At 68.2% G+C, this 11,137-nt stretch carries 10 protein-coding genes; 4 read left to right on the forward strand and 6 right to left on the reverse strand.

Annotation, left to right across the window (positions count from 1 at the left end):
• Positions 1 to 119 precede the first annotated feature (119 nt).
• Positions 120 to 875, forward strand: coding sequence for an SDR family NAD(P)-dependent oxidoreductase (locus K7711_RS09585; protein WP_222967079.1), 756 nt, complete (start codon positions 120 to 122; stop codon positions 873 to 875).
• A gap of 136 nt (positions 876 to 1,011) precedes the next feature.
• Positions 1,012 to 1,839, forward strand: coding sequence for an SAM-dependent methyltransferase (locus tag K7711_RS09590; RefSeq protein WP_308014605.1), 828 nt, complete (start codon positions 1,012 to 1,014; stop codon positions 1,837 to 1,839).
• A gap of 221 nt (positions 1,840 to 2,060) precedes the next feature.
• Here K7711_RS09590 and K7711_RS09595 read toward each other — a convergent pair whose 3' ends face one another.
• From K7711_RS09595 to msrB, 5 genes are all read right to left on the reverse strand, one after another.
• Positions 2,061 to 4,103, reverse strand: a complete 2,043-nt coding sequence (locus K7711_RS09595) for an ArnT family glycosyltransferase (protein ID WP_222967081.1) — start codon at positions 4,101 to 4,103, stop codon at positions 2,061 to 2,063.
• Between the two features lie 104 nt (positions 4,104 to 4,207).
• Entirely contained in the window at positions 4,208 to 5,134 is a 927-nt protein-coding gene (locus K7711_RS09600) for an alpha/beta hydrolase (protein WP_222967083.1), read from the reverse strand.
• Positions 5,135 to 5,150: 16 nt separating this feature from the next.
• Complete coding sequence (locus tag K7711_RS09605) at positions 5,151 to 6,686, reverse strand: aldehyde dehydrogenase family protein (RefSeq protein ID WP_222967085.1); 1,536 nt, start codon at positions 6,684 to 6,686, stop codon at positions 5,151 to 5,153.
• A gap of 134 nt (positions 6,687 to 6,820) precedes the next feature.
• Positions 6,821 to 7,336: a peptide-methionine (S)-S-oxide reductase MsrA gene (msrA, locus tag K7711_RS09610; RefSeq protein ID WP_222967094.1), complete on the reverse strand. Its 516-nt coding sequence runs from the start codon at positions 7,334 to 7,336 to the stop codon at positions 6,821 to 6,823.
• On the reverse strand, positions 7,333 to 7,788 hold the full coding sequence (gene msrB, locus K7711_RS09615) for a peptide-methionine (R)-S-oxide reductase MsrB (RefSeq protein ID WP_222967112.1): 456 nt from the start codon (positions 7,786 to 7,788) through the stop codon (positions 7,333 to 7,335). The genes msrA and msrB overlap by 4 nt, the downstream gene beginning before the upstream one ends.
• 522 nt (positions 7,789 to 8,310) lie before the next feature.
• Between msrB and K7711_RS09620 the strand changes: the two genes are divergently transcribed.
• A complete protein-coding gene (locus tag K7711_RS09620) occupies positions 8,311 to 8,940 on the forward strand; it encodes a TetR/AcrR family transcriptional regulator (RefSeq protein ID WP_222967114.1) in 630 nt (209 codons plus the stop codon).
• A 179-nt stretch (positions 8,941 to 9,119) separates the two neighbouring features.
• Positions 9,120 to 9,788 carry a hypothetical protein gene (locus tag K7711_RS09625; RefSeq protein WP_222967122.1) on the forward strand — a complete coding sequence of 223 codons (669 nt, stop codon included), beginning with the start codon at positions 9,120 to 9,122 and terminating at the stop codon, positions 9,786 to 9,788.
• Between the two features lie 22 nt (positions 9,789 to 9,810).
• Here the strand turns inward: K7711_RS09625 and K7711_RS09630 are convergent, their stop codons facing one another.
• Complete coding sequence (locus K7711_RS09630) at positions 9,811 to 10,992, reverse strand: lipase family protein (RefSeq protein ID WP_222967124.1); 1,182 nt, start codon at positions 10,990 to 10,992, stop codon at positions 9,811 to 9,813.
• Positions 10,993 to 11,137 lie beyond the last annotated feature (145 nt).

The raw sequence follows: 11,137 nt of genomic DNA on the forward strand, positions 1-11,137 counted from the left end.
ATGCGAGGCGAACCGCAGGGTGGATGGCAAATTTCTAGCTACACTCGCTGGCGAGTTCAGGGCGTTTCGGAAATCCATCAGTCGAACGCACCGGCGTTCGGCTCGGAGAGGAGTCGGACATGGCTGTCTACGATGTGGCGGACCGCTCGGCGATCGTGAGCGGCGGTGGTTCCGGTATCGGCCGGGCCGTGGCGTTGGAACTGGCCCGCAGCGGCGCGGCGGTACTGGTCTTCGATCTGAACGCGGGCAACGCCGCCGACGTGGTCGAGGAGATCCGCGCCGCGGGCGGCGCCGCGGCCCCGTTCGAGGGCGACGCCTCCGATCCCGACACCGTGCGCCGCAGCGTCGAGGCGGCAGGCGAACTCGGGCCGCTGCGGATCGCGGTCAACAATGCCGGAGTCGGCGGCGAGGCCGTACCGGTCGGCGAATACTCGACCGAGAGCTGGCGCAAGGTGCTGTCGGTCAATCTCGACGGCGTGTTCTACGGTGTGCGCGAACAACTTCCGGTCATCGCGTCGGCCGGGGGCGGGGCAATCGTCAATATGGCCTCGGTGCTGGGCAGTGTGGGCTTCCCGAATTCCTCGGCATACGTCACGGCCAAGCACGGTCTGCTGGGGCTGACCCAGAACGCCGCGCTGGAGTACGCGCCGCAGAAGGTCCGGGTCACCGCCGTGGGCCCCGGTTTCATCGAGACGCCGCTGCTGTCCGCCACCATGGACGAGGAGGCGCACGCCTTGCTGGCGAGCAAACACGCCCTCGGCCGTCTGGGCACGCCCGAGGAGGTCGCGGGCTTGGTCGCATTCCTGGCCAGTGACGCGGCCACTTTCATCACCGGCAGCTACCACCTGGTCGACGGCGGCTACACCGCGCAGTAACCGAGTTGTGCACGGCCCCCCGGCGGATCGGCATCCGATTCGCCGGGGAATTTGTCCCGGTCGCGGCGTGTGGCGGGGTCCGTGATGGTTAACTCCTCAACGACGACAAGGCGAATCGTTCGATGAGAGGAGGGCCGTGCCCCACGCCGACGGACCGGGGGATCTGCAACAGGATCAACCCCACAGTGCTCGGATCTACGACTATTTTCTGGGCGGCCAGGACAATTACGCCGCCGATCGCGCCGCGGCCGAGAAGATCGAGCAGGCGATACCCTCGGTGCGCGCGGTCGCCCGGGGCAACCGCCAGTTCATGGTCCGCGCGGTGCGGCATCTGTCCGCCGAACTCGGTGTGCGGCAGTTCCTCGACATCGGGACCGGCATTCCGACCGTGCCGAATCTGCATCAGGCCGCGCAGGAGAGCACACCCGACGCGCGGGTGGTCTACGTGGACAACGATCCGCTGGTGTTGGCGCACGCGCGTGCGCTGCTGGTCGGGCGGCCCGAGGGCCGCACGCGCTATGTGGCGGCCGATGTGACCGAGCCGGAGCGGATCCTGGCCGCACCGGAGGTCCGGCAGACGCTGAATTTCGACGAGCCCGTCGCGCTGAGCCTGATCGCACTGTGCCACTTCGTTCCGGGTGAGCGGATCTACGAGATCGTCGATACGCTGCTCGCGCCGTTGGCGTCGGGCTCCTATCTCGTGATGACCCATCTGACAACGGATTTCGATCCACAGATGGTGGCGGGGACGGTGCAGGCGTACCGGGCGAGCGGGATCGAGATGGAAGCGCGCGACCGCGACGGCGTGGGGCGCTTCTTCCAGGATATGGATCTGCTGGATCCCGGTATCGTCGCCATCGAACGCTGGTTCCCCGGTGGCGTCGAGCCGGAGGTGACCCGCCTGGCATCCGCGGGCCAGGGGCCTGCGGCGGCCGGATACGCCGCGGTCGGCCGCAAGCGCTGACCCGAAACCCCTTGGGGCACAGCGCAGGAATCGATCGAGCCGCCGAACCGAACCACGCCGCCGATGACCGACCCCTGCGCCGGGTGCGGGTGACGAGGCGGCGCACCGTGCGGTGTCGCCGGGAGGATGGAGGCGGATCCTGTTGGGCGGCAATGCCGAAGGCCCGGCGCGCAGCAAGATCGATTGCGTGCCGGGCTCTTTCGTGCCGATGAGCAGCCCTGCTATCCGCGCAGGTTGTAGACCGTCGCGTTGCCGACCTGCTGCGGGGTGAACGTGGCGGTCACCCAGTTGGTGATGTCGGTGTGCTGGTTGCGGCCGAAACCACCTGAGCCACCGGGCATCCGGGCGGGATCCGTGGTCTGCGACCGTTGCGTCCTGGCGCCGCCGGTCGCGGACCGCTCGGCCGTGCCGGTGGTGTCCGTGCGGGAATCGAAGCTGCCGCCGTCGCCCTGACCGCGACCGTTGGACTGCACCACGTAGTAGCCGATCTTGCCCGCCTTCACGTCGGCCTGGAACTCGGCCAGGGTCGGCGTCGGATCGCTACCGGAGAATCCGCCGATGGCCATCACCGCCTTACCGCTCTGCAGTTCCAGACCGGCCGCACTGGACGAGCCGTTGACCGCCGCGGCCCAGGTCGAATTCGTCTTCTGCAATAGTGCGGTCAGCTGCGGGTTCGCCTGGGCCTGCCCCCAGCCGCCGTGCCCGTCGGCCTGCGCCGGGCCCACGGTCGGCCCGCCGCCGGAGTGCGCGGTGGCGACCGTGGCCACCGAGTAGGCCGCCGCGCCCGAGAGTCCGCCCAGGATGCCGACGGTCAGTACCGCCGCGCCCAGCCTGCGGTGGGCGCGATACGTCCACGGGATCGCCACCAGCACCGCGGCGAGCAGCGTCACGATCAGGATCGCCCAGCGCAGTTCCGGATACCAGCCGCTGTTGCGTTGCAGCAGAACGAAACTCCACACTCCGGTCACCGCGAGCAGCGCGGCCGTGCCCAGCCGTCCGAGGAGAGTCTCGCGCCGGGTCCACATCTCCCGGATGCCGAGCGCGAACATTCCGGCCACGGCGGGCGCGATCGACAGGCAGTAGTACGGGTGGACCATCCCGTTCATGTAGCTGAGCACACCGCCGTCGATGATCATCCAGCCGCCGAACACGATCGCGGCTGCCCGCATCAGGTCGGTGCGCGGTGCGCGGCCCCGTGAGATGAGCACGAGGACGAAGGCCAGTAGCGCGGCGGGCAGCAGCCAGCCGATCTCGACGCCGAATTCACCGCTGAACAGGCGTTCCACCCCGCGAACCTGGCCGCCGAAGCCGCCGAATCCAGGATGGCCCGCGGGCAGCTGCGCGGCAGCGTGCGCCGGGGGAGTCTGCGCATGCCCGCCACCGCCACCGCCATGGTTACGGCCCAGGACGCGGGCGAAGCCGTTGTAGCCCAGCACCAGATTCATGAAGTTGTTGTCGGTCGATCCGGCCAGATACGGCCGGGTCGACGCGGGCCACCACAACGTCACCACCACATACCAGCCGCTGGCGACCAGCAGCGCGACCAGCGCGCCGAACAACTGCAGGATGCGAGTGCGGATCGGGTTGGGTGCGGCGATCAGATAGGCCAGACCCAGCGCGGGCAGCACCATCAGGCCCTCGAGCATCTTCGCCAGGAAGGCGAAACCCAGTGCCGCACCGGCAAGTGCTATCCACAGCGTCGAGGCGCGCTGCAATGCCCGCACGGTCGCGTAGGCGGCGGCCATCATGAGCAGCACCATGGCCGCGTCGGGATTGTTGAAGCGGAACATCAGCGCGGCGACGGGCGTCAGCGCGAGTGCCGCACCTGCGAGCAGCCCGGCGTGGTGGCTGTTGCTCACCCGCCGGACCGCGCCGTACAGCAGCGCCACCGCCGCCACGGCCATCAGCGCCTGCGGGATCAGCATGCTCGCGCTGGAGAAGCCGAAGATGCGGCCGGACAGCCCCATCACCCACTGCGAGACCGGCGGTTTGTCCACGGTGATGAAGTTGGCCGGGTCCAGCGACCCGAACAGCAGGGCCTCCCAGCTCTTGGAACCGGCCCACGCGGCCCCGGCGTAGAACTGGTTCCCCATCCCGTTGATGGTGATGTTCCACAGGTACAACACCGCCGTCGCGATCAAGAGCGCGGCCAGACCGGCGCGTTCGACGGCTCTGCCGCCGAACCTGCCGGCCGATGCGGGGGCCGCGGGACGCGGCGGGACCACCGATGAGGTGTCCAGGACTGATGTCGTCACGGTGACCATTGAGCCCTGCCCAGTCGGTAGCTTCCTGTGAGCAGCCCGTGAGCTTGCCGTGTACGACATAGCAAGCACCCGACCAGGCGCTTACCGAAGGTGCTGTCCCGCGATCACCGGTTGTCGTGGTCCGGCTGCCGACCCTCGAACGCGGCCGAGAGCGCGGCGACCTGCGCCCGGAAGAACGCCTTGGCGACCTCGGTCCCGGCCTCGACGTGGTCGAAGCCGTGATACGCGCCCGGGACGACCTCGAGCGCGCAAGGCACCCCGGCAGCACGCAGCCGCTCGGCGTAGGCGATGTCCTCGTCGTGGAACAGGTCGTGGGTGCCCACGCCGATCCACGCGGGTGGAAGTCCGGTGAGATCCTGGTGCCGGGCCGGGACCGCCAGCGAGGGAACGGCGCCGACCGACGCCGGACCGAGATAGGAGTTCCACCCCAGCCGGTTGCTGTCCTGATCCCACATCCGCAGGCGGCTGCGATCGATGTCGGTGCGGGCGCTGCTGCGATCGTCGAGCATCGGATAGACCAACAGTTGCATGATCGGATGGATGCGTCCGCGATCGCGGGCCAGCATCGCCAGGGCCGCGGTCAGACCGCCGCCCGCACTGTCCCCGCCGATCGCGATGCGGTCCGCGTCGACGTCGGGATGCGCTGCGAGCCAACGTAATCCGGTGTAGCAGTCCTCCAACGGGATCGGGAACGGATATTCCGGGGCGAGGCGGTACTCGACCGAGACCACGATCGCGCCCAGCCGATCGGCGAAGGCTCGGCAACGGGCGTCGTCCATGGCCGCGGACCCCATGATCAGACCGCCGCCGTGCACCCACAGCACTCCGGGCCGCAGGCCGCGGGCACCGGCGGGCCGGAACACCCGGACGCGGACCCCGGGCCCGGCCTGCTCGACCACCGCGTTCGCGGCGCGTCCCGCTGGTTGCAGACGGATGAGCCGCCGGATCAACCACAGCCGACGCGGCCCCACCACCGAATGTGGCAGGAACCGCGCCAGACGCAGATCGGGATGGAAATCGGTTGTCGTCATCGCACTGCCGGCAGGCTCAGGACAGCAGACGACGCAGCAGCCGGTTGCCGAACCCGTACCGGATGAGTCCGTCCAGACTCTGAATCGTCTTCTCCGAGTAGGGATACCAGATGCTCTCCCGCTTCGGCTGCCACCGGTCGATGAGCACCGGCTGGGCGTGGGTGAAACTCCGCAGCGCGTCGGTGCCGTTGACGTGCCCCAGACCACTGTCCTTGCGCCCGCCGAAGGGCGCCTCGGGCACGCCGTAGATGACCGCGGCGTCGTTGTGCACCACCGAACCCGTGGTCAGCTGGGCGGCGATGCGGCGCGCCTTGGCGGCGTCCTTGGTGAAGACCGACCCGCTCAACCCGTACTTGCACTCGTTGGCCAGGCGGATGGCCTCGTCCTCGTCGCGCACCCGCATGACGGCCGCGATCGGGCCGAAGGTCTCCTCGGTCATCAACTGCATGTCGTGGTGCGCGCCGACGACCAGGGTCGGCTGGAAGTAGAGCCCGTCCCCGTCTGCGGGCGCACCGCCCACGACGATCTCCGCACCCTTTTCCTTGGCGTCCTCGATATGCCGGGTGACGATGTCCATCTGGCGATCCCAGAACAGCGGGCCCATATCGGTATCGCCCGGCCCATAGGTGATCTCGGCGGCCTTCTGCGTGACCAGCCGGATGAATTCGTCCGCGACGCTGTCGACCACGTAGATCCGCTCGACGCTCATGCAGACCTGACCGGTGTTGAACATCGACAGGTACACCGCACCCGCCGCGGCGCGCTCGAGATCCGCGTCGGCGCACACGATCATGGCGTCCTTGCCGCCGAGTTCGAGGGTGCAGGGCAGCAGGCGGTCGGCGCAGGCCGCGGCGATCTTGCGGCCGGTGCCGACGCTGCCGGTGAAGCAGACCTTGTCGATCTCCGCGGCAACCAGAGCGGCACCGGTTTCGCCGTCGCCGCGCAGGACCTGCACGACGTCCTCGGGAACGCCCGCCTCGTGCAGCACCTTGGCCACCCATTCGCCCGAGCGCGGGGTCACTTCGGAGGGTTTGAACACGACGGTGTTGCCCGCCAGCAGCGCCTGCACGACCGGATTGAGCGACAGTACGAACGGCGCATTCCAGGGCGTGATGACACCGACGACGCCGAGCGGCTGATACTGGATGAACAGCTTCTTGAACGGGCGCAGATAGCCGTGCAGCGTCTGTTTGTGCGCCCGCAGATCCTTGCGGGCGCGCCCGCTCCAGTAGTTGAGGAAATCGCAGGCCGGGACGATTTCCACGCCGAGCGCCTCGGCCTCGGGCTTACCGGTTTCCTCGCGGACCGTCGCGGCGATCTCCGCGCGCCGCCGCACGATGACGCCCACCGCGGCGCGCAGGATGTCGGCGCGCTCGGCGATGCTGCGCGCGGCCCAGGCCGGCTGTGCGGCGCGGGCGCGGGCGACCGCGGCGCTCACCTCGGCGCTGTTCTCGACCTCGAGTTCCCCGATGGACCGGCGATCCACCGGGCTGTCCAGGGCCAACCGGCGGCGGTCACCGTCGGCCGACGGCAGGGTGCGGACGATCGCCATGGGTCTTCTCCTCGATGAGCTGATGGACACCTGTCTGGAAGGTACTACGCCCATCTGTGCACAACAAGACTCGGCCCCACTGTCCGGGAAAAGCCGTGGGGGACCGGCCCCCACGGCACGTCCGGATCGAGATGCTACTGCGCGGCAGCCTGGCGCCTGGGCAGTTTCCAGCCCGGTCGCGGGAAGTGGCAGGTGTAGCCCTGCGGGTAGCGCACCAGATAGTCCTGGTGTTCGGGTTCGGCCTCCCAGAACGGAACCGCCGGGGTCACCTGGGTGACGACCTTGCCCGGCCACAGACCCGAAGCGTTGACGTCGGCGATCGTGTCCAGGGCGACGCGCTGCTGGTCCTCGTCGAGGTAGAAGATCGCCGACCGGTAGCTCGAGCCGACGTCGTTGCCCTGCCGGTCCTTCGTGCTCGGATCGTGGATCTGGAAGAAGAACTCGAGCAGCGCCCGGTAATCGGTCTGCGTCGGGTCGTAGACGATCTCCACCGCCTCGGCGTGGCCCGGGTGGTTGCGGTAGGTGGCGTTGTCGTTGAGCCCGCCGGTGTACCCGACCCGCGTGGAAATCACTCCGGGCTGCTTGCGGATCAGGTCCTGCATGCCCCAGAAGCATCCACCGGCCAGGATCGCGGTCTTCGTGTCGGTCACACTTGCTCCTTCGTGAACAGGGTCTTGTACGGACCGTAACCCTCCGCCTCGAGGTCGTCGAGGTGGATGAATCGCAGTGCCGCGGAATTGATGCAGTACCGCAGGCCGCCCGCCTCGCGGGGACCGTCGGTGAACACGTGCCCGAGATGACTGTTGCCGAAGACCGAGCGGATCTCGGTGCGGATCATCCGATGGCTCAGATCCCGGGTGTCGACCACGGCATCCGCGCTGACGGGCTTGGTGAAACTCGGCCAACCGCAGCCACTGTCGAACTTGTCCAGTGAGGTGAACAACGGCTCACCGGAGACGACGTCCACGTAGATGCCCGGTTCGTGGTGATCCCAGTACTCGCCGGTGAAGGCTCGCTCGGTGCCGTTCTCCTGGGTGACGTGGTACTGCTCGGGCGTGAGCGCCGCGACCGCAGCCGGGTTCCGGTTGTATTCCTGTGCCACATGACCTCCTCGTGTCGACTACCTGTTCAACGTGTGCGCGGTGCCGGAAAATCCCGGGGTGGGAGGACGTCATACTTCGGTCACCGTCGGCTCCGGTGGGGGAGTTGGATCGATCGTGAGCGCGGGATGTCTTTCGGGGGTTCGGGTGCCGGGCGAGCTGTGGTGTCGGGATAGGGGGTGCTGTGCCGATGTCGAATCTGAACGGGCAGTGGAGGATTCGTGTGCTTGACGAACGTTCCCGTCGGGTTAGCTGGAACGTTCCAATCGGCAGTTGCTGTGTATTAAACAATGAAATTGGCATATGCGCATTGAGCTATGTCAGATCGGGCATGTTCCAAACGTCCGCGAGCCCTGACGGAACGAACCTCACCGAACAACGGATCACCTGACGCCGAGGAGGGCAGCCGAGGCGGAAGGTGCTGTGCTGCAAGGCGGTTTCGGGGATGACCGGGGTCCGGGAGGGGCGGGTTAGACTCGATGACGCTCGGGTCGGCCGATGCAGGATGCGAGTAGGAGTGGGCGATGCCGCCGAAGGCGACGGGGCAGCGTCGGCGTCCCTCGCAGGAGCGGGCGGTGGCGACGCGGGAGCACCTGCTCGATACCGCCGCGCGATTGTTCGGGGAGCGGGGGATCGCGAACACCTCGACGAACCGGATCGCCGCGGAGGCCGGAGTCAGCATCGGCACCGTGTACCGGTACTTCGCGGACCGGTCGGTCATGGTCGAGGAGTTGCTCGCGCGGCTGCTGGAAAGTGTCGAACAGCGGTTGACCGAGCGGGTTTTCGGGCTGGGAGACAGGCCGATCCTGGAGCAGGTCACGTCGGTTCTGGAAGCGGTGAGCGATGAACTCGCGGCCAAGGCGTCGCTGGTGCGCGCACTGGCGGCCGGGGTGCAGTTCTACAGCAGCGGTATTCCGGAGTTCGAACCGCGGCTGCGGCTGCTGGCCAAGGTGATCGTGATCCAGCTGCTCGGACCGGGCGACGATCACCGCTACGACGTGATGGCGTTCGTGTTGATCAATACCGGCTTCGCGGCGGTGCTGCGCGCCTCGGCACTCGAGGTGAGCAGTACCGAGCGCCGCGAGGCGATCGCGATGACCGCCGAGATGATCGCCGCGTGGGCCGAGGCCGAACGTGACGGCGTGGTGGCCTGACACCGTTCGTGCGGGGATGTGACGTGCGCGTTTGGCATCCGACTCAGGGGATGCGGCGGATCGTTGGTCACGATCACAGAGTTCCCGGCGACACCTGGATAGCGAGTGGATTGCTGTCGTACTTTGACGGAGTAGGCACGGGCAACGGGGCCCGTGGTTGTCCGCGAGATGAGGTACCGGTGGTTGATCTCGGATGGTTCGACGCGTGGCGCCCGCGGTCCGGGCGCCTGATCACCTGGGCCGTACTGCCCTCGGCGCGTGCGGCGATGCTCGAGACGCCGGCCTGCTCGGCTCGAGTTCCCGGCTGGCAGCAGCGGTATATGCGCGCGTCCTACCGGCTGGCCGGGACCGACTGCCGGTTGGCCCGGTTGTACGTGCTCGAGTTCGACGTCGCCGGTCGCCCGCAGGTTGCGGCGATGACCCGGGCGGTCACCGAATTTGTCCGTCGTCACGAGGTGTTCCGCAGCTGGCTCAGCGTCGAGGCCGACGAGCGCGTCGTGTGCCACATGCTCGATCCCGACGAGGTCGAGTTGGTCGCCCGGGTGCGCGAGGACGCCGCGGAGGGCGCGACCATCGGCGAGATCGTGCGGTCCGGGGTGCCGGACGCATTGCATTGGGACTGTTTCGGTTTCGGTGTGATCGAGCACGAAACCTCGTTCACGATGTACATGGCCGTGGACCGCCTGCACACCGGCAGCGTGGCCGCGCTGTCGGCCGATGCGAATCTCCTGGCCCTGTACCGGCACGAGGTGTGCGGCGGGGGAGAAGTCCGCTCGGCGCCGATGGGCCGAGCGTCGGCGCCGCGAAAATTCGTGGTCCATGCCGACGCTCGGCCGCGTGCCTGCTGAGGTGACCTCGCGGTCACGGCGCTCAATGCACCACACACCCCGGGGCCTGTGGGATGCCGGCGAAGCGGTCGGCGAGGAAGTTCATGGCGCCGATGGCTTCGCCCGCCGCGGCACCGAGGTGCATCGGGAACAGCGAGTGGATCGCGGTGAGGTTGGCGCCCTGTGCGCAGTAGCTACCGAGAAGGGCGTTGTAGCCTGCGACGGGGATCTTGTCGTCGGTGAGGCTGTGGTACAAGTACATCGGGGTGTCGGGGGCCGTCCGGCCTAGTTCATTGGGGGCGGCGGCGAGGCGGAATGCGTTCTGTGCCAGCAGGTTCGGGACCTTGGCGAGATCCTCGATGTGCACGTCGGCGTATCGCTTGGCCTGATCCGCGCCGCAGGCGGAGGTGTCCGCGGTGAGCAGCGCATGCTGGCCGCGGTTGTTCAGCAGGTCGGCCAACCGGGAGCCGGGTTCGTCGCGGGCCAGCCCGAGCAGGATCAGGATCGCGCCCGCCTCGCCGTCGGCGCGTTGTGCCATGGCCGGTATGTCGGTGGGGATTCCGCCGGCGCTGGTGCCGACGAATCGCACGTCCGGTGCGTATTCGTGACGCAACTGCGTGGCCCACAGCGTGGCGAAGGCTCCGGCCGAGTATCCCCAGGCGCCGATCGGGCTCGCGGCATTGATGCCGGTCGCCGGGTAGGACCGTGCGGCCCGGATTCCGTCCAGGACTCCCCGCCCGGATGTCACGCCGTCGAAGAGCCGGGATTGTGGTCCTTCGTAATCGCTGACCACGACGGCCCATCCGCGACGCAGTGCGTCCGCGATGAACGGCGCATCCTGCATGGTGCTCGCGATGTCGCCGCCCGCGCCGCGCAGTGTGGCCGACGGTGCGCACCGGGTGTCGAGGCTGTTCTCGGGGACCTGATAGGCCAGCACCGGCCGCGGCCCGTTCGAGGGCATCGGCGGCACCAGCACCGTGGTCACGTCCAGCTGCGGATGCTGTTCGGAATCGGTTGTGCGATAACGCAATTGCCATGCCGACACCGGTACCGGCAGGCCGAGCAGCGAGATCGGCCGCGCTCCGAGCACCGCGCCGTTCGGGTGTGCCGCGAGATCGGCGGGTGCGGCATAGAAGGGATCCTGGGCCGGGGGCAGCACTGCGGCCTGCGCGGCCGGTATCGCCAATGCTGCCGGCAGCGTGATCATGGCGAATGTGAGGGCCACGAGCCACAGCCTGCCGATCCGCCGCCACTTCGCTGGTTGCGAGGGTGCGCCGTCGGCCGCAGAGCCGAGCGCATCGGTAGTCGAACATGCTGTGTGGGAAGGATTTTCCTGATATGTCGGCAACCTGTGCCCGGATTTCATCATT

Source organism: Nocardia coffeae, from assembly GCF_019890715.1.
Lineage (GTDB): Bacteria > Actinomycetota > Actinomycetes > Mycobacteriales > Mycobacteriaceae > Nocardia > Nocardia jiangxiensis.

Bases quoted from the DNA above. Each gene is read 5' to 3' on its own strand.
- K7711_RS09600 (WP_222967083.1), bottom strand. From the start codon at position 5,134: ATGACGACAACCGATTTCCATCCCGATCTGCGTCTGGCGCGGTTCCTG.
- K7711_RS09585 (WP_222967079.1), top strand. From the start codon at position 120: ATGGCTGTCTACGATGTGGCGGACCGCTCGGCGATCGTGAGCGGCGGT.
- K7711_RS09595 (WP_222967081.1), bottom strand. From the start codon at position 4,103: ATGGTCACCGTGACGACATCAGTCCTGGACACCTCATCGGTGGTCCCG.
- K7711_RS09620 (WP_222967114.1), top strand. From the start codon at position 8,311: ATGCCGCCGAAGGCGACGGGGCAGCGTCGGCGTCCCTCGCAGGAGCGG.
- K7711_RS09605 (WP_222967085.1), bottom strand. From the start codon at position 6,686: ATGGCGATCGTCCGCACCCTGCCGTCGGCCGACGGTGACCGCCGCCGG.